Consider the following 22,272-nt stretch of genomic DNA (forward strand, 5'->3'; position numbering starts at 1 on the left):
GCAAACCACCACCAACCGGCACAAGACCCCCACAACGCGCCGGACGCCCCTGTCCCCCCTCGGGGACGTCCTGCATAATCAGGCCCGTCCGACGTCCGCACACGAGTCCGACCAGAGCCCGGGTCCGAGACCGCCACCGACCGAGATACCCAGGAGGGCCGGCCGATGCCGGACCAGCACTGCCCGACGTGCGGCACCGCACGCTCCACCGGGTGCGGCTGCCTCGTCCCGGACGGCAGCCTCGACGAGACCACCGTCCTGCCGCACCTGGAAGGCCCGCCGCTGGTCCGCCCGTACGTGCCGCAGGCCGTCGGCCAGGTCATCGACGGCCCGCCGCCCGGGGCGGCCTACGAAGCGGTGCCGCCGCCCCCGGTCACCGACCCGTTCGGCACCACCGTGCTGCCGCCCGCCGCTCCCCCGCTGGGCCCGGACGCCGACGCCTACGCGACCACCGTGCTGCCGCCCGTCGCCGCCACCCCGCAGTTCCCGCCGCTGGGCCGGCCGCCGCACGGCGCTCCGGCCGCGCCCGCCGAGGACGAGCTCGGTGTGTTCCCGTTCGCCCACGCCGCGCCCGAGGCCCCGACCGGCGGCGGCCGGGCCGCCCGGCGCGCGGCGGAGCAGGAGAGCGCCCGCGGACCGCTCGCCCGCCGCAAGGGCCTGCTGATCGCGGCCGGCGCCGGCCTGCTGGCCGTCACCGTGGGCCTCGCCTACGCGCTCACCCCCTCCCCCGCACCGCCCGACGGGGCGGCCCCCGTGCCGACCGCCACGCTCGGCCTGGCGCCGGTGGACCCGACCACGCCGGCCCAGCCGAGCCCGAGCGCGCCGCCGCCCACCGAGGACACCCCGACGCCGACGCCGACCCCGTCCCGGACGACCGCCAAGGCGTCGCCGAGCAAGTCCCCGACCGGCACCCCGCCGCCGGACGCCCCCGCCACCACGGTGGCCGCCGCCCCGCCGGTGAAGGCGCCGGAGCCGAACCCGGCCGCCACCGCCCCACCCGCACCACCGGCGCCGCTCCCCACCGCCCCGCCGCCCGCGCTCAGCACCGCACCGCCCACCCCGGCCGCCCCCTCCCCCACCGCCTCCCCGACACCGGCGCCGACCCCGACGATCCGGGTCCTGGAGTACGGGATGGAGGGGCCCGACGTCCAGGCGCTCCAGCGGCAACTCGCCGTCGTGATCTGCTGGGAGAAGGTGCCCCCGACCGGAAAGTACGACGACCGCACCAAGCTCATCGTCATGTACTTCCAGGACATCAACGGCATCCGGGGCGACGCCCGTGGTGTCTACGGCCCGAGCACCCGCGCCGCCCTGGAGGCCCGCACCGGCTGCTGAACGGACGGGGCGCACCGGACCGCCCGCCGCGTCAGCCCTTGATCGCCTGGAAGATGCTGAACGCGGCCATCAGCACCATCACACCCGCCGCGAACCGGATGATCATCTTCATCGGCACGTGCTTCAGCAGCTTCTGCCCGCCCAGGATCGCGATCCCCGCCACCGCGCACAGCGCCAGCCAGGCACCCAGGCCCACCGCGAGCGGGTCGGCGTACTTGGCGGCCAGGTTGGCGGTCATGATCTGGGTCAGGTCGCCGAACTCGGCGATCGCCACGACCACGAAGCTGGCCCCGGCGACCTTCCAGAAGCTGTTGGCGGACGGCTCCTTGGCGGCGTGACCGTCCTCCTCGTCACCCCCGCCGTGGAACAGCAGCATCGCCGCGCCGGCCAGGAACAGCACACCGGTGACGCCCTCCACCCAGCGGTGCGGCAGCAGCGAGAGCAGGTGCCCGGCGACCAGCGCGATGCCCACCTGCAGGGCGAAGGCCGCGGCGATGCCGGCGAAGACGTAGCTCGCCCGGTACTTGGCGCCGAGCATCAGGCTGGCCAGGGCGGTCTTGTCCGGCAGTTCGGACAGGAAAATGATGCCGAAGGTGATCACGGCAACGGTCAGACTCATCGGGGGTGGTGTCCCTCGGGTTCGGGCTGCCGGCCCGCAGCAGCTCCGTCAGGGGTCGCTCCGGCCCGACAGCACTGGTTGGCATTCCACGGCACGCGCACGACGCGCGTCCGTCCACACAGCACTGCGGCCGAAGGTCTCGCCGGCACCGGTCGCAGAACCGCGGGTGCCCCGGGCGCCGGGCCCGAGGGGCCAGTATGTCGACGGTCCGGTGGAGGGCTACTCCCCTTCAACGCCGCCCAGCCTACCCGATCACGTCCCCCGGCCGCCCGGCGCTCACCAGCCCCCGGCCGACCAGCTCCAGCACCACCACGACCGCCACCGACTCCACCGCCAGCAGCCCGACCAGCACGAACAGCTGCACCGCGCCCGCCTGGACCGGCGAGGCCCCGCCGAGCAGCATGCCGACGAAGGCGCCCGGCAGGGTGACCAGGCCCACCGTGCGGGTCTGGTCGAGCGCCGGGACGAGCGAGGTGGCGGCGGCGGTGCGGCAGATCTCCATCCGGGCGTCCCGGTCCTCGAAACCGAGCGCCAGCGCCGCCTCGACCTCACCGTGCCGCTGGCGCAGCTCGTCCAGGGCGCGCCGCCCGGACAGCGAGGTGGCGGTGAGCGCGCCGCCGATCAGGATGCCGGCGACCGGGATGACCGACAGGCCCTCGAACGGCAGCAGCCCGCTGCCGAGCAGCAGCAGGAGCACCGGCAGCACCCCGGCCCCGATCGGCGCGGCCGCCCACAGCCAGCCGCGCCCGGGGGCCGGCACCATCCGCCGCCCGGCGGTGCGCACCGCGACCGTGAACATCAGCAGCACGAAGAGCGCCGACCACCAGCGCGATCCGACCACCCAGGTGATCACCAGCGCGACGGCGGCGAGCTGCACCACCGCGCGCAGCCCGGCCCGCAGGACGGCGTGCCCCTGGCCGAGCCGCCCCCACCCGGCGACGGCCACGCCGGCCAGCAGCAGCACGGCGGTGACCACGCCCAGCCCCGGGGTGACCGGCAGCAGCTGCCCCGCGGCGGCGAGCGACGACGTGCCCGACCGGCCGGGCACCGGTCAGATCCAGCTGGTGAACCACATCCGGTCCTGCCAGGACGACATCGGGATCACCTCCGCCGTGTACAGCGGGTAGAAGAAGGCGAAGCAGGCCATGATCGCCAGCACGATCAGCCCGGCGCCGATCGCACCGATCCGGCGCCGTTCGGGCGGGCACCCCTGCGGCCCCAGCATCGCTCCCAGCATCTGCGCCACGGCCAGGCAGAGGAAGGGGACGAGCACCACCATGTAGAAGGAGAAGACCGTCCGCTCCTGGTACTGGAACCACGGCAGGTAGACGCCGGCCACGCCGCACAGCACCGCGCCGGAGCGCCAGTCCCGGCGGAAGACCCAGCGCCAGAGCAGGTAGACCAGCGCGATGCAGGCCGTCCACCAGAGCAGCGGGGTGCCGAGGCCGAGGATCTGCGCCGCGCAGCCGCCGGAGTCGGTGCAGCCGCGCTGGCCGGCCGGCACCTGCTCCCAGTACATGGAGACCGGCCGGCCCTGGACCAGCCAGCTGAACGGGTTGGACTGGTAGGTGTGCGGGCTGCTCAGGCCGGTATTGAAGTCGTACATCTGGGCGTGGTAGTGCCAGAGGCTGCGCAGCGGCGCGGGCACCCAGCTCATCGACACCTGCGGCAGCCCGATGCCGAGCACGCTGTCCGGGGAGAGCCCGGCCCGGCCGTCGGCCCACTGGCGGTCGAAGCCGCCGCGGGTGAACAGCCAGCCGGACCAGCCGCCGAGGTAGACGAGGAACGCGGAGCCGACCATGGCGAGGAAGGCGGGCAGCGCGTCGAGGCGGAGCATCGCGCGCCAGGGGCGGCGGGCGCCGGCCCAGCGGCGGCCCGACTGGTCCCACAGCACGGTGAGCAGGCCGAAGGCGGCGAGCACCATGGCGCCGTTCCACTTGACCCCGGCGGCGGCGCCCAGGCAGAGCCCGGCGGTGATCCGCCAGGGCCGCCACCCGAGCCGCACGGTGTCGCCGCCGCGCTCGGGCAGGACGGCGGCGAGCCGGGCGCGGGTGCGGTCGCGGTCGATCAGCAGCGCCCCGAAGGCGGCCAGGACGAAGAACATCTGGACGCCGTCGAGCAGGCCCACCCGGCTCATCACCAGCTGGAGGCCGTCGACGGCCATCAGCAGGGCGGCGGTGCAGCCGATCAGGGTGGAGCCGAAGAGCCGGCGGCCGATCCTGGCGAGCATCAGCACGGTGACGGTGCCGAGCAGCGCGGTCATGAAGCGCCAGCCGAAGGGGTGCAGGCCGAAGGCCCACTCGCCGAGGGACATCACCCATTTGCCGAGCGGCGGGTGGGCGATGAACTCGGGCGCGGGGGTCAGCGGGACCTGCTGCGGGACGGCCAGGATCTGCTCGTTGGCGTGCTCCGGCCAGGTGCCCTCGTAGCCCTGCTGGAGCAGGGACCAGGCGTCCTTGGGGTAGTAGGTCTCGTCGAAGACGAAGGCGTTGGGGTAGCCGAGGTTCCAGAACCGCAGCAGCCCGGCGAAGACCGCCACGGCGATCGGTCCGAGCCAGTCGGAGCGGTCCGCCGCCCGGCGCAGCAGCCCCCGCCGCTCCGGTGCCGGGTCGGCGGGTGCCGCTTCCGCCGGGGGGTGGGTGAGCGCCGCTTGGATCATGGTGTGGATAGCCTCGCCGATTTCGCCTGTCTCGCCTGTGCCGGTCGTGGCCGGCCGGTGCCCCCCGGGCCGGCCGGACGGTCGACAGCCACTGACACTATGTGCCGCCGAGCGTGAAACCAAGCGCGACGGGCGCCGGACAGGTGACCTGTCCGGCGCCCGTCGGGGCGGTGCCGCCCGGGGATCAGGCGGCGGCCTGGAGCTCCCGGACCGGCCGGGCCGGGGCGCGGACCGGGGCCGCGGGGGCCTGCTCCTCGCCGGCCGGGCCGTCGGCCGCGTTGTCCTGGGCGGCGGTGAGGTACGGCCGCAGGCGCAGCGCCAGGACGACGATCAGCACGGTGCTGCCGGCCATCGCCGCCAGGTAGAGCGGCCAGGTGCCGGAGCCGACCAGCAGCACACCGACCGCTGGGCCGACCGCGATCGCGATCTGCTTCACCAGGGCGTACCCGGCGTTGTAGGTGCCGAGCAGCCGGGCCGGGGCGAGGTCGGCGACCATCGGGCCCATGGTGGGGGCGAGCAGCGACTCGCCGACACCGAACAGGGCGTAGATCGAGACGATCGCGACCGTGGCGGCCATCGCCTCGGTCCGGATCAGCCCGGCCACCAGGGCCATCGTCCAGGCGCCCAGCCAGACCACGGCGGCGGCGGCCATCGCGGTGGTGCGCCGACGGCGGGCGGTGATCCGCACCACGAACATCTGCAGCACCACGATGGTCAGCGCGTTGGCGCCGATGGCGATGCCCAGGGTGGACGGGGCGGTGCCGACGGTGTCGGTGGCGAAGGCGGCGACGCCGGACTCGAACTGGCCGTAGCAGGTGAAGAAGATCAGCCCGGCGAGGATGCTGAGCCGGAGCATGGCCTTGTCCGCGAGCAGGGCGCGCAGACCCTGCGGGCCGTCGTTCTGCTCCTGGACGAGCAGCGGGGCGGCCTTGGGGATCCGGGCGGTGCCGGTCACCAGGGCGAGGCCGAGGAAGGTCGCGGCCTCGATGGTGAACAGCCGGGTCAGGCTGGCCGGGTCGGCGACGTTCACGATCTGCCCGCCGACCAGCGCGCCGATGCCCATGCCCAGGTTGACCAGGGTGAACTGCAGCGCGAAGGCGTGCGAGCGGGTCGCCGCGGTGGAGCAGCGGACGATCATCGTGGCGAGCGCCGGCTGGCAGGTGGTGACACCCGCGCCGAACAGGAACGAGGAGACCAGCAGCGCCGGGGTGCCGGTGGCGTGGCCGAAGGCGAAGGCGCCGGTGGCGGCCAGCGCGGTGCCGGCCAGCAGCACCGGGCGCGGCCCGTACCGGTCGATGCCGCGGCCGGTGAACGGCAGGACGGCCAGCGCGGCCAGCGCGAAGACGGTGAACACCATCCCGGCGGCGAGCGAACCGAGCCCGCGGACCTGGTCCACGTACACGAACATGTACGGCATCGTGAATCCGCTGCCGAACGCGCTGAGCGCGTTTCCGATCTGGACGCGGCGCAGCGGGCCGCCCGCCCCGCGTCGCTGCTGCCTCTGCTGCTTCACCGTGCCGGTCACCGTGCACACCCCTTCATTGCGGACGGGCCCCGTCAGGGCTCCATCAGTTTCGCTGCGTACTCTTAAGGGAAGAAGACTTAAGAGCTAAAGTTTGACTCTAAAGTCTTAGCACCCGAAGAGTGTCGAGTCAAAGGCTTAAGGAGTGCACTTCACATGGGAGACTGGTCCGCATGACTGCAGAGAAGCCCGCGCCGGCCACCCCCCGCGAGCTGGGCATCGCCGAGCAGGTGGCCCTCTACCAGCGGGAATTCCCCACCGTCGACCCGCAGGTGGAGACCATCGTGCAGACGCTCTCCCGGGTCGCCCGGCGGATGACCGTCGCCTACGACCGGCAGCTGACTGTGCTCGGAATCACCTCCGCCGAGTGGGAGGTGCTCAAGGCGCTGGTGGTCGCCGGCGACCCCTACCGGCTCGGGCCCGGCGAGCTGGCCAAGCGGCTCGGGCTCACCCCCGCCGCGATGACCCACCGGATCGACCGGATGGTCACCGAGGGGCTGGTCACCCGGGAGCGGGACGAGTCCAACCGGGTCCGGGTGATCATCGAGCTCACCGAGCTCGGCCGGGACAAGTGGCTGGAGTCGATGCGGATGGCCGCGGTCTTCGAGGAGGAACTGCTCCAGGACCTCGTCGGCGAGGACCGCACCGTGCTCTCCGGGATGCTCGCCCGGATGCTGCGCCGGATCGAGGAGAGCCGGCCGGACGCGCTCGGGCGCACCGCCGACCTGAACTGAGGGCGCGCGGACAGCAGTCCGGCCCGCCGGGGGGACTCCCCCGGCGGGCCGGACCGTTCGTGCGGTGGTGCGAGGGTCCGTCAGGCCCTCATCCGATCAGAGGTGGATCAGCAGGGGCCGTTGTCGGTCCAGACGCCCCACTGGCCGGCGAGCGACGGGTCGTCGCCCTTGGTCCACCACTTGTTGGTGTAGTAGTGGCCCTTCCACGAAACCTTGGTCGAGGTCGCGTAGGTGGTGGCCGCGTCCCAGCTCGGGGCGCCCGCGCAGCCGGCCGGGGTGGTCGGCGGCGTGGTCGGCGGAGTCGTGGGCGGGGTGGTCGGCGGCGTGGTGGGGGGCGTGGTCGGCGGGGTGGTCGGCGGGGTGGTCACCGGCGGGGCCGGGCAGCCGGCGGCCGAACCGTTGGTGGCCTCGACCATCTTGTCGAACAGGGCGGTCTTGTTGCCCAGGTCGTACAGCGAGAAGGCGAAGGAGCCGCCGAGGCCGTTGCAGTGCGCGTAGTCCAGCTTGGCCTGGATCGAGCGGGCGTCCTCACCGGACCAGAAGACGTTGCCGTCGTAGAAGTAGGTCGCCTTGGCGTCCTCGTCCCAGTAGGTCTTCGCCGGGTTGTCGACGAAGCCGGCCAGCTCCTTGTACATCTGGATGCCGGCGACGCCGCCCGAGAGCGGGGCACCCGGGGCCGGGGCGGTGGCGGCCTGGAACAGACCGTTCTTGCCGTTGTTCTGGACGCCGGTCCAGCCGCGGTAGTAGAACGGCACGCCGACGTTGATCTTCTTGGCCGGGAAGCCACCGGGGATGCCGTACTGCGGGTCACCCACGGTGTAGGCCTTGACGGCGTTGTCGACCGAGTACTTGCCGGTGCCACCGGGGACCGGGTTCATCGGGTCGTTCGGGCCGCTGTAGATCGGGGCCTGGTGGTTGGTCGGGCCCTTGGCCTCCCAGCCGCCGTGCATGTCGTACGTCATGATGTCGAGGAACGACAGGTACTGACCGATCTTGTCGGTCTCGACGTTCTTGATCTTGTCCTGGCCGGCGCCCACCGCGGCCGCGGTGTGGTAGGTCTTGCCGTCGGCCTTGCCCTGCGCGTCGAGCTGCTCACGCAGCTCCTTCAGCAGCAGGGTGAAGTTCTGCTTGTCGTTCGGGCTCTCCTGGTTGCCGAGGTGGCCGCCGCCGCCCGGGTACTCCCAGTCGATGTCGATGCCGTCGAAGATGCCGGCCGCCGAGCCCGGGCCGCCGTAGCCGGCGTCGACCGGCAGGTTGCCCTTGATGAACATGTCGATGCAGGACGAGACCAGCTTCTTGCGCGAGGCGTCCGTGGCGGCCGCCGACGAGAAGTACTTGGAGTACGTCCAGCCACCCAGCGAGATCAGGATCTTGAGGTTCGGGTTCTTCGCCTTCAGCTTCTTCAGCTGGTTGAAGTTGCCCGCGATCGGCTGGCCCCAGACGTCGCCGACGCCGTCGACCGAGATGTCCGGGCCGAAGCTCTTCTGGTAGTCGGCGAACGCGTCCGCCGCACCGTCACCCGCGCTCGGGTTGTTCTCGTCCTGGCTCGCGGCCTTGGTGGCCTGGAAACAGGTGCCGTTGGTGGGGTGGATGTTGGCGAACGAGTAGATCAGGTAGTCCAGCTTCCCGGCGACGCCGGTGTCCTGGATCGTCTTGGGGTAGTACGCGTTCGAGTAGATCGACCACTGGTCGAAGTAGGCGACCTTGATGCCACCGCTGGTGGCGGGCGCGCCGGTGCTGTTGCCGACGGCGGCGTTGGCGGTGGCGCCGCCGCTGAGCGCGAGGCCCGCGCCGAGCAGCAGGGAGGCCGTGGTACCGGCGGCGATCGCGGTCAGGGACTTGGACCGCTTGCGGCGGCCGCCCTCCTGAACCGGGGCCCCGGCCCTTTCGATGCGTGAACGGAGCATGGGTGCGTGACTCCTGGGTGTGGGGGATTCCGACGCGCCCCGGGGCGCAGGTACGGGGTGGGGCCGTACGACCGGGACATGACAGAACAGGATGGGGGAATCGAGCGGAACATGCCTTGACGGACGCCGGGATAAGCCGAACCGGCGTCAGCGGCGGACCGCTGACGCCGGCTCAGGGGCTCCCTGCACCTGGGCACTAAAATGGACTAGACCAACTACCCCGTCAAGGGGTGATGTTGACGCTTGAGCCGCCCTTAAGGTTCGCCGGGAACCGAAGCACCCCCGCTGACCTGCGGATCAGCGGGGGTGGCCGGGGCGCGGCGGGCGGTCGGTACGCGGTCAGTACCGAACGGCATTGGCGACTACGGCCTTCACCGAGCCCGAGAGGTCCCGGTTGCTGGTCGCCTTCGCGTCGGTCTTCTGACCCGCCGCCAGGTCCGGCACGGTCACCGCCGTCACGTCCAGCAGATTGCCGCTGTCGTCGGTGAAGTTGACCTGGATCACGTACCGGCTGGTGTCCTGCCCGTGGTTGGTGACGGTCAGCGTCGTCTCGGCCTTGCCGTTCGCGAACGAGACCGCCCCGGGCGCGACGTCGCCCTTCGCGTCCAGCCCGCCCTTGATACCGGCGATCGCGGAGGAGGCCTTCGCCTGCGCCGAGGAGACCGCGGAGGCCGCCGCCGAGGGAAGCCCGCCGGCCGCCGAGGCCAGCACCGAACTCGCGGCCGAGGCCGCGGCGGAGGCGGCGCCGGCGATCGCCGAACCCGCCTGCGCGGCGGCCGAGGTGGCCGCGCTGCCGGTCTTGCCCTCACTGGACGAGGAGCAGCCCGCCAGCGCCGCCCCGCCGACCAGGGCGGCGACCGCCGCCGCGGCCAGCACGCGGTGCGGGCGGCGGACGACGGGGGCGTACGGGTCGGCGGCGGTCGGCCGGGACGGGGCCGCGGGGCGGCGGATCGATTGGCGGTCCATCGGGGTCCTCGATTCTGGCCGTCGGGGTTCCGGCCGTCGGGTCCGGCCGGCGCCGGGCTGCCCGGCGGGCCTCCCCGCCCACGTTCCGGGGAGCGCGCGGCGTTCGCCACCAGGGCCGGGGCGTTCGGGTGACCCGGCCCCGGGAAGCGAGCCGGGTCAGGAGAGCCCCGAGCCCTCCTGGGTCTCCGACTCCACCGCCGCGCGCTCCTCCGCCAGCCGCAGCGCGTGCCGGCGGCGGGCCACCACCCCGTACGCCGAGGCCGCGCTCGCCGCGAAGGCCAGCAGACCGACCCACGGCTGGTTGAAGGCGTGCCCGGTCAGATGGTCCAGCGAGTACCGGCCCGGGCCGGCCAGGCCCAGCGCCAGACCGGCCGCGCCGAGGAACGCCGGGTACTCGTAGCCGCCGCCCATCGCGAAGAAGCCCGCCGGGGCGTGCACCGCGACGGCGCCCGCCATCGTCCCGGCCACCACCGCGCCGGCCGCGGGTGTGGCCAGCCCGGCCACCAGCATCGCGCCGCCACCGGCCTCACCGAGGCCCGCGGCCAGGGCGCTCTGTCGCGGCGGGTGGAAGCCCATCGCCTCCATCGCCTTGGCGGTGCCGTCCAGGCCGCCACCGCCGAACCAGCCGAACAGTTTCTGGGTGCCGTGGGCGATCAGCACCCCGCCGACGGCACCGCGCAGGGCCAGCAGGCCCAGGTCGCTACGGTTCAGAGCCATGTCGAAGTCCCCTTCGGGAGCCCTCCGCCGCGCGGAGGGGTGGTCCGGCTTCCATCGCAGCGGAAACCGCCGGTCGGCTCGACCCGGGGCGGCCGTTCGGGCGAATCAGGGCGCGAACGGGAATAATTCGGACAGGCGTGGCACCCGGGCGGGACCGATCGCCGCGGCCATGCTTGGCGCATGTTCGTCTTCGATCTGAGCAGCGCCTTCATCGCCTTCTTCGCCGTGGTCGGCCCGCCGAAGGTCCTGCTGTCCTTCGCCCGGCTGGCCGGCACCCGGAGCACCGGGGAGCTGCGGCGGCTGGCGGCCTGGAGCTCGGTCATCTCGGCCGTGATCGGGACGGGCCTCGCCTTCAGCGCCGACTTCGTCACCTCACTGTTCCACATCAGCGACCAGTCGTTGCAGCTCGCCGGCGGACTGATCTTCTTCGTCTACGCGGTCGCGCTGGTCTTCGGCGTGCACCTCGGCGCCGGCGCCGACGAGGCGGACGAGCACCTGGCCGGCCCGCTGGTGGACGGCATCCGCGAGCTGTTGCTGCCGTACCTGGCCAGCCCGCTCGCCGTCACCGCGGTCCTGGTCGGTTCGCTCGCCAAGGACGACTGGGGCTGGCACGCCACCGTGGCCGGCGCGTACGTCGCCGTGGTGGTGATCAACTTCATCAGCGTCGCCGTCCTGGCCCCGCTGATGCAGCGCACCCACCGGACCTCGCTGGAGGTGATCGCCCGGCTGCTCGGCCTGCTGCTCGCGGCGGTCGGCGCCGAGCTGTTCCTCGAAGGGCTGGCCGGGCTCGGCGTGCACCTGCCCGAGGGGCACTGAGGGGCGCCGAGGGGTACTGAGCCGCGCTGCGACACGGGGCGCAGCGCGGCAGAGCGGTTCCGGCGGGGCGGCTCGGGCGGCAGGACGGCTCAGGCGGCCGCGGCCAGCCGGACCAGCGCCTCCCCGATCCGGTCGCGCACCAGCGGATCGGCGACCAGCCCGTCCGCCCCGACGTCCCCGCGCACCAGCGGCAACCGCACGCAGGCGCCCTCCACCACGGTCGCCCCCGTGTAGCGCAGCACCGTGCCCAGCGTCGCCTCGGCCCCCAGGCCGCGCCCGGTCCCGGCGGCGTTGATCCAGGCGGCCGGCTTGTCCGCGATCTCGATGCCGCCGACCGTCCAGTCCAACAGGTTCTTGAAGGCACCCGGCAGGGTCCCGGCGTACTCGGGCGTACAGATCAGCAGGGCGTCGGCGGCCTCGATCGCCGCCCGCAGCGCGGTGACCGGCTCCGGCAGCGGGTCGGTGTCGAGGTCCGGGTTGAAGTGCGGCAGTCCCGCCAGCCCGGTGTAGTAGCTGGTCGCGATGCCCTCGGTGGCGAGCGCCACGGCGGCGGCGGTGCGCAGCACGGTCTCGTTGACGGACCCGGCGCGCAGGCTGCCGGGGAGCAGCAGGATGTGACGGTCGATCGGCATGGGCAGGAACCTATCGGCCGGTTCAGGGCACGACCACCGGCCGCCAGGGAACGGGGCTGGAGAGGATCATCGAGCTGGCCGGCTGGCCGTAGCCGCCGAGGCGGTCGATCAGGGCCTCGAAATCGGCCATCGCCGGAACGGCGACCAGCAGCACGCAGCAGGCGCCGCCGGTGACCCGGTGCAACTGGAGCACCTCCGGCCAGCCGGCCACCTCCGGGTCGCGCAGCACGCAGCGCGGGCCGTAGCACTGGAGCTGCACCAGCGCGGTGATCGGCAGGCCGGAGCGGGTGAGGTCGACGTGGGCGTGGTAGCCGGAGATCACCCCGTCGGCCTCCAGGCGGCGGACCCGTTCGGCCACGGCGGGTGCGGACAGGCTCACCCGGCGCGAGAGTTCGTTGTAGGAGAGCCGGGCGTCGGCCTGCAGCTCGGCCAGCAGGCGGCGGTCGACGGCGTCCACGGCGGCTCCTGAGGGTGTGGTCCGGTTGGCTGGAAACCGCTGCTTTGCGATCGTGAAGAGGATCGGGAAAACACCTCTCGTACGACAGGCGCGGCCGCGGTTGCCGTGCCCGCCGCCCATTCAAATGCGGGACGGGCCGCCGCACAATGGGGCTCCGGCGACGACCGGGGCGACCGGCGCGGATCCCGGGCCCGTCCGGCGGTTCGGTTCGCCGACGACTTCTGGAGGGATCGGCTATGGGGCACGACACGGTGGAGAGGCCCAACCTGTCGTTCGACCGGGCCGGGGAGCCGGAGCGGGGCACCCCGTACGCGCGCTACGTGCGGCTGGACGAACTGCACGGCCTGCAGCACCCGCTCAGCGAGGAGCCCGCGGAGCTGTCGTTCATCGTCACCACCCAGGTGATGGAACTGCTGTTCGGCCTGCTGCGGCACGAGTGGACGCTCGCCCAGCGGGCCCTGCGCGCGGACGACCTGCCGGGCGCCCTGGCCGCGCTGCGCCGCGGCACGCACGTCCAGGACGTGCTGGTGGAGTCCTGGGACCTGCTGGCCACACTCACCCCGCAGGAGTTCAACGCCTTCCGCCCGCTGTTCGGCGAGGCCTCCGGCTTCCAGTCCTCGGCCTTCCTGCAGCTGGAGTTCCTGCTCGGCAACAAGAACGCCGCGCTGCTGAACATGTACCGCGACAGCCCGCGCACGCACGCCGAGCTGACCGCCGCCCTGCGCTCCCCCACCCTCTACGACGACGCGCTCGCGCTGCTGGCCCACCGCGGCCTGGCCGTGCCGCAGACCGTCTCCGAGCAGCGCCACCAGGCCGACGAGGCGGTCGCGGACGCCTGGCGGCGGGTCTACACCGAGCCGGAGCACGCGGCGCTGCTGCCGCTGGCCGAGGCGCTGCTGGACGTCGCCGAGCGGGTGACCCGCTGGCGCCAGCGCCACCTGGCGGCGGTCAAGCGGGCGATGGGCGGCAAGCCCGGCTCCGGCGGCTCCAGCGGTCTGACCTGGCTGCGCCGCTCCGCCGAGCAGGACGTCTTCCCCGAGCTGTGGGCGATCCGGGACGGGCTGTGACGACCCCGCAGCGTCCCGGCGGGCGTGAACGGGCAGTGGAAGAGGACAGGGCGAGGGAAGGGCTGGGCATGATCACGCGCGAGGAGTGCGCGGCGCTGGACGCCGCCGACCCGCTGGCGGCGTTCCGCGGGGAGTTCGCCCTGCCACCGGGGGTGATCTACCTGGACGGCAACTCGCTCGGCGCGCTGCCGGTCCGCACCCCCGAGCGGGTGCGGACGGTGGTCGAGCGGGAGTGGGGCCGGGAGCTGATCCGCAGCTGGAACGACGCGGGCTGGTTCGAGCAGCCGTACCGGCTGGGCCGGCGGATCGCCCCGCTGGTCGGGGCCGCCCCGCAGGAGCTGGTGGTCTGCGACACCACCTCGGTCAACCTGTTCAAGGTGCTGGCGGCGGCGCTGCGGCTGCGTCCGGGCCGCTCCGCCGTCCTGGGCGACCGCGCGGCCTTCCCGACCGACCTCTACATCGCCGAGGGCGTGACCGGGCTGGTCCCGGGCGCCCGCAGCGTGCTGATCGACCCGGCCGAGCTGGACGCGCACCTGGACGGGGACGTCGCCGCGGTCGTCCTCTCGCACGTCGACTACCGGACCGGCGAGCTGCTGGACATGCCCGGGATCACCGCCCGGGTGCGGGCCGCCGGGGCGCTGATGATCTGGGACGTCTGCCACTCGGTGGGCGCGCTGCCGGTCGAACTCTCCGCCAGTGGCGCCGACTTCGCGGTCGGCTGCACCTACAAGTACCTCAACGGCGGCCCCGGCTCACCGGCCTTCCTGTACGTCGCCGAGCGGCATCTGGCGGCCGGGGCGCCGCAGCCGCTGAGCGGCTGGTTCGGGCACGCCCGTCCGTTCGCCTTCGAGCCCGGCTACGACCCGAAGGACGGCATCGGCCGCTTCCTCACCAGCTCGCCGTCGCTGCTCGGCCAGGCCGCGCTGGAGGCCTCGCTGGACGTCTGGGAGCGGGCCGACCGGGCCGCCGTCCGGGCCAAGAGCCTGGCGCTGACCGATCTGTTCATCGGTCTGGTGGAGGGCCTGGACGGCATCGAGGTGGTGACCCCGCGCGAGCACGCCCGGCGCGGCAGCCAGGTGGCGCTGCGGCACGCCGACGGCTACCCGGTGGTGCAGGCGCTGATCGCCCGCGGTGTGATCGGGGACTTCCGGGCCCCGGACCTCATGCGCTTCGGCTTCACCCCGCTCTACCTCTCGCACACCGAGGTGTGGGACGCGGCGCGGCACCTGGCCCAGGTGCTGGAGAGCGGCGAGTGGAAGGACGAGCGCTTCTCCCGGCGCGGCGAGGTGACCTGAGGCCGGCGAACGCAACGGGGCCGCCCGGTCGGAGGACCGGGCGGCCCCCGGCTGTGCGGTGCCTACCGCGAGCGGCTAGCCGTGGCGGCCCCGGCGCCGGGCGGCCAGGACGGCGAGCCCGCCGAGGATGAGCAGGACGCCCCCGACGAGGCCGAAGGTCACGGCGTTGCCCGAACCGGTCGAGGCCAGCGAACCGCCGCCTCCGCCGCTACTGGGCGCGGGCTGCTGCCCGGTCGGGCCCTGGCTCGTGGGCCCGTCGCCGGTGGGTGCGGCGGCGGACGAGCTGGACGTGGCGGTCGGGCCGGTCGGGGCCGCCGAGGTGGTGGTCCCGGTCGGCGCCGGCGAGGTGGCCGTCTCCGTCGGGGCCGGCGAGGTCGCGGTCTCCGTCGGGGCCGGCGTGGTGGACGTCTCCGTCGACGTCGGCGACGGGCCGGTCGGCGTCGGCGAGGTGGTGGTTCCGGTCGGCGTGGGGGTGGTGGGGGTCGGGGTCGGGGTCGGCGAGGTGGGCGTCGGGGTCGGCTCGACCGCGCAGTCCGGCAGGTCCCCGTCGAACGGGTAGCTGTGGATCTCGTAGCCGCCGTTGCCGGTCTGTATCAGGTTGCCCGCCAGGTAGACCCGGCCGTTCATGCCCGGCATGTCGATGGTCGTGGTGCCGGCCGGGTTGCCCGCCATCACCGCGCCCTGGAACTGCGCGCTGCCGTTGATCTGCGCCGCCGTGGCCGTGGGGAAGTTCCACAGCAGCTTGGAGCGCATCTCGGTGGTCTGGTCGCCCGGCAGGCCGGTACCGGTGTAGGTGTTGATGACCGGGTCGGCCGACTGCATGTTGACCACGACGGTCGCGCCGGCCGGGATGTTCGCGAACACCAGGCCGATCTGCCCGCCGGTCGGCGAGGTGAGGTTCCCGGGGACGTTGAAGACCTGCTTCATGCTGGTCCCGTCACCGGTGAAGGTCGCCTCGCTGCCGGTGAGCGCGACGGTACCGGTGGCGGCGGTGCGGCCGACACAGGCGGAGACGTCCTCGATCTGGGTGAGCACCGAGCGGTACGGCGCGGCGGCGCCGGCGTCCTGTATCGCCTCGCCGGTCGGGTCGATGGAGACCGAGCCGGTGAGCGTGCCCGCGTGCCGCAGGTTGCCGAAGGCCTGGCCCTTGGAGTCGATGCCGCCGATCAGCAGGCTGTTGTCGGGCTGGACGGTGACCTTGCCGCCGACCGTGAGGAAGTCGCTGCCGTTCGGCGGGACGACCCGCGAACCGACACCGACCACGCCCGCGTTGAAGATGCCGCCGCCGTTCTTGTCGACGGTGAAGTCGCCGAGGGTGACGATCCTGCCCTCGGCCTCGGCCGCCCGGCCGGCGACCGTGTAGTTGCCGCCGGTGAAGACGTTGATGGCGGCGTCCCGGCCCGGGAAGTCGCCGTTGTTGACGCCCGGCCAGGTGGCCGGGCAGTCCGGTCCGCTGCACGCGCCCAGCGGCGGGGCCAGCGGGGCGGCCGAACCGACCGTCAGCACCGCCGCGAGCGGCAGCACGGCCGTGGCCGTCGCCGCCGCGATCCTGACGTTGCGGCGCCCGCGGGGGCGGGGGACCCGTCCCGCGGTGGCTCTTCTGTGACCGGGTGTACCGGTTCCCTGACTCATCTGCACATTCCTCCGCGAAGAGAGAGGCAGGTGGAAGGGCACCCGCCTCGTTCCGGTTGATCCTGCATCATCCCGGCCGATACCTAGAGAATCCAGAGATTTTGGATATCGGGCATCAAATCGGGCAATCGGCACCCTACAGACCATCAGCGCCAATCGGAAAATCTTCCGAACGGAAGGATCGACCGTGTCCTCCCTGGCCACCCGCGGCCCCGCTAGGTTGGAGGCATGACTTCCGACGCCATCGCCACCGTCGCCACCAGCGCCGACGTGCTGCGCCACCCCGGGGCCGGCGAGCACCTGCTCACCGGCGTGGAGAAGGAGCGCGCCGCCCGGTTCCGGCACGAGTCGGGACGGGTCGACTTCATCGCCGCGCACGCCCTGGTCCGGCTCTGCGCCGCCCGCCTGCTCGGCGTCCCGGCCACCGCGCTGACCCTCGCCCAGCACTGCCCCGACTGCGGCAAGGGCGACCACGGCAAGCCCTACCTGCCCGACCACCCCGGGGTCGCGGTCAGCCTCTCGCACACCAAGGGCGTGGTCGCGGCCGCCGCCGGGCACCGGCCGATCGGCGTCGACGTCGAGCTGACCGACCGCGGCGGCAGCCTGCTGGACGTCGCGCCCCGGGTGCTCACCGAGGCGGAGCTGCGGCTGGTGCGGGAGCACCCCGACCCGGCGCGGGCCTTCCTGCGGCTCTGGGTCCGCAAGGAGGCCCTGATCAAGATCGGCCGCACCACCCTGGACGGCCTCGCCGCCGTCGACCTCTCCGGGCTCCCGCTCGACCTGCCCGACGGCCGGCCGCTGCTCAGCACCTTCGAGGGGCTCCGGCTGCTCGACTGGGTGGACGAGGCGCACGGGGCGGCCGTCGCGGCAGTCTGCGAGCTGCCGCCGCGGGCCGTGGAGCTGAGTGCTCTCTAGAGCTGCCCAGGTGGGGGCCGGTCGGACGGTCGGATAAGCGGTGTTAGCGTCCTGGGCGGGGCGAGGAGAACCGTCCGCCCCGGCTGCCCGCGCCGCGACCGCCGACGGGCCGCCCCCGTTGAGTCACAAGGGTGCCCCGCCATGGCCAAGTTCCTGCTGAGCCTGCACGTCCTCGCCTCGGTGCTGTTCATCGGCCCGGTGGCCGTGGCCGTCAGCATGTTCCCGCGCCGGGCGAAGGCCGCGCTGGCGGGCGGGCCCGAGCAGGCCGCCGACGCCGGCATGCTGCGGCTGCTGCACCGGATCACCCAGGTCTACGCGCTGCTCGGGATCGCCGTTCCGGTCCTCGGCATCGGACTCGCCCAGGTGATGGACGTGCTCGGCCAGTCCTGGATGATCGCCTCGATGGTGCTGACCGCCGTCGCGGCCCTGTCGCTGCTGCTGTTCGTCCTGCCCGCGCAGCAGGCCGCGGTGGACGCGCTCGCCCTGGACGGCGGCTCGGCGGAGCACGGCAAGGCGGTCAACGGGCTCAAGCTGCTGCCGATGACGGCGGGCGTCTTCAACCTGCTCTGGGCGGTCGTCGTGGTGCTGATGATCGTCCGGCCGGGTTCCACCACCGGCGCCTGACGCCCCCGCGTCCGCCCACGTGTCCGCGGTAGTACTGTCCCCGCCATGACGATCACGGTGGGGATGGGACCGGAAGCGGCCGGCCGGGGCGTGGGCGCGCTGCTGCGCGGCTGGCGGGAGCGGCGCCGGCTCAGCCAGCTGCAGCTGGCCCTGCTGGCCGACTCCTCGGCCCGGCACATCAGCTTCATCGAGAACGGCCGCGCCCGGCCCAGCCAGGAGATGGTGCTCAGGCTCGCCGAGCACCTCGACGTCCCGGTCCGCGAGCGCAACGCGCTGCTGCTGGCCGCCGGGTACGCGCCGCACTACCCGGAGAAGCGGCTGGACGACCCGGCGATGGCGGCCCTGCGCTCCGGGATGGAGCGGCTGCTCGCCTCGCACGACCCGTACCCGGCGCTGGTCGTCGACGGGACCTTCCAGGTCCTCGCGGCCAACCGGGCCCTCGGGCTGCTGCTCTCCGGAGTCGCGCCGCACCTGCTGGAGCCTCCGCTCAACGCGATGCGGATCACCCTGCACCCGGAGGGCCTCGCACCGCGGATCCTCAACCTGCGGCAGTGGCGGCGGCACCTGCTGGAGCGGATGGAGCAGCAGCTCGGGCTGGTCCGTTCGGAGCCGCTGCGGGCCCTGCTGGAGGAGGTCCGGGCCTACCCCGAGCCGCCCGGCACGGCGGCGGACGGTGACGGGGAGGAGGACATCACCGAGCTGTTCCCGTTCGCCCTGCCGCTGCGGGTCGCCCACGAGGGGCGGGTGCTGTCCTTCCTGTCGACCATCGCGACCTTCAACACGCCGATGGACGTGACCGTCTCCGAGCTGGCCATGGAGACCTTCCTCCCGGCCGACCCGGAGACCGTCGCGTTCCTGCAGGAGGCCGTGGGGACGGCCCGGTAGTCACCCGGGCGGGCCGCCACACGCCCACCCGGTCACGCGGGTCACACGCTCACCCGGTCACACGGGCAGCCGGCGCAGGGCGGTGAACTGGAGCGCGGCGAAGAGGGCCACCGTCGCGGCCTGGAGCGGGATCCAGACGTAGCCGGCGGTGGTCGGCTCCAACCACAGCTCCATCGCCACCACGCTGAGCACCGTCCAGACCAGGTTGACGTCGATCACCGCCCGCACCGCGAGTCCCGGCGGCTGCGGGCGGGCCGCCAGCAGCCCGACCGCGAGGCCGAACACCGCCAGCACGGCGCCGAGTTCGAGCAGGGTCGAGCGGCCGACGCCCAGCAGCTCGCCGAGCGGGCCGGGGAAGGCCAGATAGGCGAGGCCGTTGCCGCCGCTGACCACGGCGTCGAGGGCGAGGAAGCCCCGCAGCGCCTTGACGGAGGCGGGGGCGGTGCGGCGGGCGGTGTTCAGGGTGTGCGCGGACATGGCGGATCGGCCTCCGGACGTGGGTGGGATCCCGGTCGGCGCTGCCGCCGCCGGGTGCCCACCACTGTGCCGGGGCGCGGCGCGGGCGTCGATGACCTCCGAGGTCATATCCCGAACAGGGCGGCCGCGTTGTCGTGGCAGACGGCGCGCAGCCACTCCTCCCCCAGCCCGAGCCGGTCCAGCGCCTCCAGCTGGTGCCCGTACGGGTAGGGGATGTCGGGGAGGTCGCTGCCGAGCAGGACGCGCTCGCCCAGCGCCCGTCCGCGCCCCAGGCGTTCAGCCACCCGGCCGTCCCGGGCTTGTGCGGGTAGAGCATCGCGGTGAACGCCCGGACGCCGAACTCCCGCAGTCGGACGACGCGCCGATGCTCCGCCTCGCGGTAGGTGATCGGCCAGGGGCGGCCGGTCAGCGGCCCGGCCGCGTCGAAGTACGCCCACACCTTGTCGAGGACGTTCTGCGGCATGGTGGGCCCCTCCTGCCCGAGGGCGGGCAAGGAGGGAGCGTGTGGACGTCGATCAGGCCGGGGAGGCCGAGGTGCTGCCAGAAGGCCCGCGCCCCGTCCGCCTCGGCCACCGGCTCGGGCAGGCTCACGCGGCGGGCACCGGGCGGGCGCGGTCGATGATCGCCCCGGCGTCCGGGCCGGGCGGCAGGGTGCCGAAGGCCGCGCCGTGGTCGCCGCCGAGCCGGGAGGCGCAGAACGCGTCGGCCACCGCCGGGTCGCCGTACCGGACGAGCAGCGAGCCCTGGAAGGCCAGCGCCATCGCCTCCACCAGCCGGCGGGTGCGGTACTCCAGCTGGTCGAGGTCGGTGAGCTGCTTGCGCAGGCCGGCGACGGCCGCGTCGAGCCGGCGGTCGGCGCCCGCGGCGGCGTCCAGCTCGCCGAGGAAGGCCTCGACGGTCTCCGGGCGCTTGGCCATGGCGCGCAGCGCGTCCAGGGCGGCGACGTTGCCGGAGCCCTCCCAGATGGAGACCAGCGGCGCCTCGCGGTAGAGCCGGGGCATCCCGGACTCCTCGACGTAGCCGTTGCCGCCCAGGCACTCCAGGGCCTCGGCGGCGTGCGCCGGGCCGCGCTTGCAGACCCAGTACTTGGCGACGGCCAGGCCGAGCCGGCGCACCAGCGTCTCCTGCTCGTCCCCGGCGATCGCGGCGTCGGTGGCCTCGGCGAGCCGCATCGCCACCGCGGTGGCCGCCTCGGACTCGACGACCAGGTCGGCGAGCACGTTGCGCATCAGCGGCTGGTCGACCAGCGCCTTGCCGAAGGCGCGCCGGTGCAGGGCGTGCTGGACGGCCCGGGTGGCGCCGAGCCTCATGCCGGAGGCGGCGCCGATGGTGCAGTCCAGGCGGGTCATGTTGACCATCTCGATGATGGTCCGCACGCCCCGGCCCTCCTCGCCGACCAGCAGGCCGTACGCCTCGTCGTACTCGATCTCGGCGGAGGCGTTGGACTTGTTGCCCAGCTTGTCCTTGAGCCGCTGCAGCCGGAGCCGGTTGCGGGTGCCGTCCGGCAGGACGCGCGGCAGCAGGAAGCAGCTGAGTCCGCCGGGTGCCTGGGCGAGGGTGAGGAAGAGGTCGGACATCGGCGCCGAGGTGAACCACTTGTGGCCGGTCAGCCGGTAGCTTCCGTCCGGCCGCGGGACGGCGGTGGTGGTGTTGGTGCGGACGTCGGAGCCGCCCTGCTTCTCGGTCATCGACATGCCGGCGATCAGCCCGCGCTTGCCGTGCGGCTCGCGCAGGCCGAAGTCGTACGCGGTGGCGGCGAGCAGCGGCTCGAACTCGGCGGCCAGCCCCGGGGTGGCGCGCAGGGCCGGGACGGCGGCGTAGGTCATCGAGACCGGGCAGGTGTGGCCGGCCTCGACCTGGCCCCAGACGTAGAACTTGGCGGCGCGGGCGGTGTGCGCGCCGGGGCGGTCGTCCCGCCAGGGGGCGGCGTGCAGGCCGTGGCCGACGGCGGTGCGCATCAGCTCGTGCCAGGCCGGATGGAACTCGACCTCGTCGATCCGGTGGCCGAAGCGGTCGTGGGTGCGCAGCAGCGGCGGGTTCTCGTTGGCCAGCCGGCCCCACTCGGCGGCCTGCTCGGAGCCGGCCAGCCGGCCGAGTTCGCGCAGCTCGGGCTCGGCCCAGCCGGCGCCGGCCCGGTGCAGGGCGGCGAGCAGCCCGGGGTCGGCCGCGGTGTCGTGCCCGTACGGGAGCGGGACCTGGTTGGTGACCTCATGCGTCGCTGTCATCGGGTACTCCCAGAGAACGGAGGGTGAAGGAGACCAGGGCGGGGACCACCGCGTCGGGGGCGGTCCTGGGGCCGGGCGGGGGTGCGGCGGCGAGCGGGCCGGTGAGCGCCTCGGCGGTGGCGCCGACGATCGCGGCGGCGGTCAGCTGCGGGTCCTGGGGCGGCAGCTCGCCGACGGCGAGGGCGGCGGCGATCTCGGCGGCGAGCACGTCGCGGAAGGTGCGGCGGAAGACCAGCCGTTCGGCGTCCACCACGGTGTCGGCCGGCTCGACCAGCAGGGCGTGGGCGAGCCTGGGGGCGCGCAGGGCGCGGGCGGCGAAGGTCTCGACGACGGCCGCGATCCGCTCCCGGGGGGTGTCGTGGCGGGCGACGGCCTCGTGCACGGCGGCGACCTCCCGGGTGACCACCCGGCGGAAGAGTTCGACGGACAGCTCGGCCTTGCTCGCGAAGTGCCGGTACACGGAGCCGGTGGCGATCCCGGCGTGCTCGGCGACGGCGGCCATGCTGCAGCCGCCGTAGCCGCGCTCGGCGAGCAGGCCGACCGCGGCCTGGAGCACCGCCTCGCGCTGGGCGTCCAGACGGGCTTGCACGGCGGGGGTGCGTCGGTAGGCCATGCAAGCATTGAAGCACTGATTCACTGCTTCGGGGAGGGGGTGCGGGCCCGCCGCCCGGGCCTCGCCGTCCCCGGGAACGCCGGAGGGCCGCCCGGTTGCCGGGCGGCCCTCGTCACGCCGTGCGGAACGGCTGTCGTGCGGAACGGCTGTCGTGCAGGACGGCTGTCGTGCAGGA

21 protein-coding genes and 1 pseudogene are annotated in these 22,272 nt (G+C 73.7%); 8 read left to right on the forward strand and 14 right to left on the reverse strand.

Features of this window, described 5'->3' with window-relative positions; all coding sequences use genetic code 11:
* Nucleotides 1–165: 165 nt before the first annotated feature.
* Complete coding sequence (locus tag ACFVVU_RS28990) at nt 166–1,335, forward strand: peptidoglycan-binding protein (RefSeq protein WP_387793201.1); 1,170 nt, start codon at nt 166–168, stop codon at nt 1,333–1,335.
* A gap of 31 nt (nt 1,336–1,366) precedes the next feature.
* Here the strand turns inward: ACFVVU_RS28990 and ACFVVU_RS28995 are convergent, their stop codons facing one another.
* The 4 genes from ACFVVU_RS28995 to ACFVVU_RS29010 form a co-directional block, all read right to left on the reverse strand.
* On the reverse strand, nt 1,367–1,954 hold the full coding sequence (locus tag ACFVVU_RS28995) for a TMEM165/GDT1 family protein (protein WP_355362031.1): 588 nt from the start codon (nt 1,952–1,954) through the stop codon (nt 1,367–1,369).
* 244 nt (nt 1,955–2,198) lie between these two features.
* The gene (locus ACFVVU_RS29000; protein WP_387793203.1) at nt 2,199–3,002 is read right to left on the reverse strand and encodes an ABC transporter permease; all 804 of its coding nucleotides are present in this window, start codon (nt 3,000–3,002) and stop codon (nt 2,199–2,201) included.
* Between the two features lie 3 nt (nt 3,003–3,005).
* Complete coding sequence (locus ACFVVU_RS29005; RefSeq protein WP_387793205.1) at nt 3,006–4,613, reverse strand: dolichyl-phosphate-mannose--protein mannosyltransferase; 1,608 nt, start codon at nt 4,611–4,613, stop codon at nt 3,006–3,008.
* A 184-nt stretch (nt 4,614–4,797) separates the two neighbouring features.
* Entirely contained in the window at nt 4,798–6,138 is a 1,341-nt protein-coding gene (locus ACFVVU_RS29010) for an MFS transporter (RefSeq protein WP_387793207.1), read from the reverse strand.
* Nucleotides 6,139–6,308: 170 nt separating this feature from the next.
* On the opposite strand from ACFVVU_RS29010, the gene ACFVVU_RS29015 reads away from it, so the two are divergent.
* Nucleotides 6,309–6,869, forward strand: a complete 561-nt coding sequence (locus tag ACFVVU_RS29015) for a MarR family winged helix-turn-helix transcriptional regulator (protein WP_380688644.1) — start codon at nt 6,309–6,311, stop codon at nt 6,867–6,869.
* A 107-nt stretch (nt 6,870–6,976) separates the two neighbouring features.
* Here the strand turns inward: ACFVVU_RS29015 and ACFVVU_RS29020 are convergent, their stop codons facing one another.
* The 3 genes from ACFVVU_RS29020 to ACFVVU_RS29030 form a co-directional block, all read right to left on the reverse strand.
* The gene (locus ACFVVU_RS29020) at nt 6,977–8,776 is read right to left on the reverse strand and encodes a glycosyl hydrolase family 18 protein (RefSeq protein ID WP_380688642.1); all 1,800 of its coding nucleotides are present in this window, start codon (nt 8,774–8,776) and stop codon (nt 6,977–6,979) included.
* 339 nt (nt 8,777–9,115) lie between these two features.
* Nucleotides 9,116–9,742: an FxLYD domain-containing protein gene (locus ACFVVU_RS29025; RefSeq protein WP_380715280.1), complete on the reverse strand. Its 627-nt coding sequence runs from the start codon at nt 9,740–9,742 to the stop codon at nt 9,116–9,118.
* A 156-nt stretch (nt 9,743–9,898) separates the two neighbouring features.
* Nucleotides 9,899–10,459, reverse strand: a complete 561-nt coding sequence (locus tag ACFVVU_RS29030) for a DoxX family protein (RefSeq protein WP_380681774.1) — start codon at nt 10,457–10,459, stop codon at nt 9,899–9,901.
* 180 nt (nt 10,460–10,639) lie between these two features.
* On the opposite strand from ACFVVU_RS29030, the gene ACFVVU_RS29035 reads away from it, so the two are divergent.
* Nucleotides 10,640–11,275: a MarC family protein gene (locus ACFVVU_RS29035; protein WP_380681776.1), complete on the forward strand. Its 636-nt coding sequence runs from the start codon at nt 10,640–10,642 to the stop codon at nt 11,273–11,275.
* 89 nt (nt 11,276–11,364) lie between these two features.
* On the opposite strand, the gene ACFVVU_RS29040 is transcribed toward ACFVVU_RS29035, so the two are convergent.
* The gene (locus tag ACFVVU_RS29040) at nt 11,365–11,907 is read right to left on the reverse strand and encodes an NADPH-dependent FMN reductase (RefSeq protein WP_380681778.1); all 543 of its coding nucleotides are present in this window, start codon (nt 11,905–11,907) and stop codon (nt 11,365–11,367) included.
* Nucleotides 11,908–11,929: 22 nt separating this feature from the next.
* Nucleotides 11,930–12,364, reverse strand: a complete 435-nt coding sequence (locus ACFVVU_RS29045) for an Lrp/AsnC family transcriptional regulator (RefSeq protein ID WP_355362051.1) — start codon at nt 12,362–12,364, stop codon at nt 11,930–11,932.
* Nucleotides 12,365–12,600: 236 nt separating this feature from the next.
* Between ACFVVU_RS29045 and ACFVVU_RS29050 the strand changes: the two genes are divergently transcribed.
* Nucleotides 12,601–13,431, forward strand: a complete 831-nt coding sequence (locus tag ACFVVU_RS29050; protein ID WP_387793211.1) for a tryptophan 2,3-dioxygenase — start codon at nt 12,601–12,603, stop codon at nt 13,429–13,431.
* Nucleotides 13,432–13,499: 68 nt separating this feature from the next.
* Nucleotides 13,500–14,726, forward strand: coding sequence for a kynureninase (kynU, locus tag ACFVVU_RS29055; RefSeq protein WP_380681783.1), 1,227 nt, complete (start codon nt 13,500–13,502; stop codon nt 14,724–14,726).
* Nucleotides 14,727–14,801: 75 nt separating this feature from the next.
* Here the strand turns inward: kynU and ACFVVU_RS29060 are convergent, their stop codons facing one another.
* Nucleotides 14,802–16,250, reverse strand: coding sequence for a choice-of-anchor A family protein (locus ACFVVU_RS29060; protein WP_387793213.1), 1,449 nt, complete (start codon nt 16,248–16,250; stop codon nt 14,802–14,804).
* A gap of 336 nt (nt 16,251–16,586) precedes the next feature.
* Here ACFVVU_RS29060 and ACFVVU_RS29065 point away from each other — a divergent pair, with 336 nt between their 5' ends.
* From ACFVVU_RS29065 to ACFVVU_RS29075, 3 genes are all read left to right on the forward strand, one after another.
* Entirely contained in the window at nt 16,587–17,273 is a 687-nt protein-coding gene (locus ACFVVU_RS29065; protein ID WP_387793214.1) for a 4'-phosphopantetheinyl transferase family protein, read from the forward strand.
* A 141-nt stretch (nt 17,274–17,414) separates the two neighbouring features.
* Complete coding sequence (locus tag ACFVVU_RS29070; RefSeq protein WP_355362061.1) at nt 17,415–17,897, forward strand: DUF2269 family protein; 483 nt, start codon at nt 17,415–17,417, stop codon at nt 17,895–17,897.
* Nucleotides 17,898–17,942: 45 nt separating this feature from the next.
* A complete protein-coding gene (locus tag ACFVVU_RS29075; RefSeq protein ID WP_387793217.1) occupies nt 17,943–18,782 on the forward strand; it encodes a helix-turn-helix domain-containing protein in 840 nt (279 codons plus the stop codon).
* Nucleotides 18,783–18,839: 57 nt separating this feature from the next.
* On the opposite strand, the gene ACFVVU_RS29080 is transcribed toward ACFVVU_RS29075, so the two are convergent.
* The 4 genes and pseudogenes from ACFVVU_RS29080 to ACFVVU_RS29095 all read right to left on the reverse strand — a co-directional run bounded on the left by ACFVVU_RS29080 (nt 18,840) and on the right by ACFVVU_RS29095 (nt 22,097).
* Entirely contained in the window at nt 18,840–19,259 is a 420-nt protein-coding gene (locus ACFVVU_RS29080) for a hypothetical protein (protein WP_387793219.1), read from the reverse strand.
* Nucleotides 19,260–19,363: 104 nt separating this feature from the next.
* Nucleotides 19,364–19,844, reverse strand: a pseudogene (locus ACFVVU_RS29085) (amidohydrolase family protein).
* A 2-nt stretch (nt 19,845–19,846) separates the two neighbouring features.
* Complete coding sequence (locus ACFVVU_RS29090) at nt 19,847–21,484, reverse strand: acyl-CoA dehydrogenase family protein (protein ID WP_380681794.1); 1,638 nt, start codon at nt 21,482–21,484, stop codon at nt 19,847–19,849.
* The gene (locus ACFVVU_RS29095) at nt 21,468–22,097 is read right to left on the reverse strand and encodes a TetR/AcrR family transcriptional regulator (protein WP_387793221.1); all 630 of its coding nucleotides are present in this window, start codon (nt 22,095–22,097) and stop codon (nt 21,468–21,470) included. The genes ACFVVU_RS29090 and ACFVVU_RS29095 overlap by 17 nt, the downstream gene beginning before the upstream one ends.
* Between the last annotated feature and the right edge of the window lie 175 nt (nt 22,098–22,272).

This window comes from Kitasatospora sp. NPDC057965, assembly GCF_042887135.1.
GTDB lineage: Bacteria > Actinomycetota > Actinomycetes > Streptomycetales > Streptomycetaceae > Kitasatospora.

Excerpts from the sequence above, each read along its gene's own strand:
- ACFVVU_RS28990 (WP_387793201.1), top strand. The coding sequence starts at position 166 with ATGCCGGACCAGCACTGCCCGACGTGCGGCACCGCACGCTCCACCGGG.
- ACFVVU_RS28995 (WP_355362031.1), bottom strand. The coding sequence starts at position 1,954 with ATGAGTCTGACCGTTGCCGTGATCACCTTCGGCATCATTTTCCTGTCC.
- ACFVVU_RS29005 (WP_387793205.1), bottom strand. The coding sequence starts at position 4,613 with ATGATCCAAGCGGCGCTCACCCACCCCCCGGCGGAAGCGGCACCCGCC.
- ACFVVU_RS29015 (WP_380688644.1), top strand. The coding sequence starts at position 6,309 with ATGACTGCAGAGAAGCCCGCGCCGGCCACCCCCCGCGAGCTGGGCATC.
- ACFVVU_RS29020 (WP_380688642.1), bottom strand. The coding sequence starts at position 8,776 with ATGCTCCGTTCACGCATCGAAAGGGCCGGGGCCCCGGTTCAGGAGGGC.
- ACFVVU_RS29025 (WP_380715280.1), bottom strand. The coding sequence starts at position 9,742 with ATGGACCGCCAATCGATCCGCCGCCCCGCGGCCCCGTCCCGGCCGACC.
- ACFVVU_RS29030 (WP_380681774.1), bottom strand. The coding sequence starts at position 10,459 with ATGGCTCTGAACCGTAGCGACCTGGGCCTGCTGGCCCTGCGCGGTGCC.
- ACFVVU_RS29035 (WP_380681776.1), top strand. The coding sequence starts at position 10,640 with ATGTTCGTCTTCGATCTGAGCAGCGCCTTCATCGCCTTCTTCGCCGTG.
- ACFVVU_RS29040 (WP_380681778.1), bottom strand. The coding sequence starts at position 11,907 with ATGCCGATCGACCGTCACATCCTGCTGCTCCCCGGCAGCCTGCGCGCC.
- ACFVVU_RS29050 (WP_387793211.1), top strand. The coding sequence starts at position 12,601 with ATGGGGCACGACACGGTGGAGAGGCCCAACCTGTCGTTCGACCGGGCC.
- kynU (WP_380681783.1), top strand. The coding sequence starts at position 13,500 with ATGATCACGCGCGAGGAGTGCGCGGCGCTGGACGCCGCCGACCCGCTG.
- ACFVVU_RS29065 (WP_387793214.1), top strand. The coding sequence starts at position 16,587 with ATGACTTCCGACGCCATCGCCACCGTCGCCACCAGCGCCGACGTGCTG.
- ACFVVU_RS29070 (WP_355362061.1), top strand. The coding sequence starts at position 17,415 with ATGGCCAAGTTCCTGCTGAGCCTGCACGTCCTCGCCTCGGTGCTGTTC.
- ACFVVU_RS29075 (WP_387793217.1), top strand. The coding sequence starts at position 17,943 with ATGACGATCACGGTGGGGATGGGACCGGAAGCGGCCGGCCGGGGCGTG.
- ACFVVU_RS29080 (WP_387793219.1), bottom strand. The coding sequence starts at position 19,259 with ATGTCCGCGCACACCCTGAACACCGCCCGCCGCACCGCCCCCGCCTCC.
- ACFVVU_RS29090 (WP_380681794.1), bottom strand. The coding sequence starts at position 21,484 with ATGACAGCGACGCATGAGGTCACCAACCAGGTCCCGCTCCCGTACGGG.
- ACFVVU_RS29095 (WP_387793221.1), bottom strand. The coding sequence starts at position 22,097 with ATGGCCTACCGACGCACCCCCGCCGTGCAAGCCCGTCTGGACGCCCAG.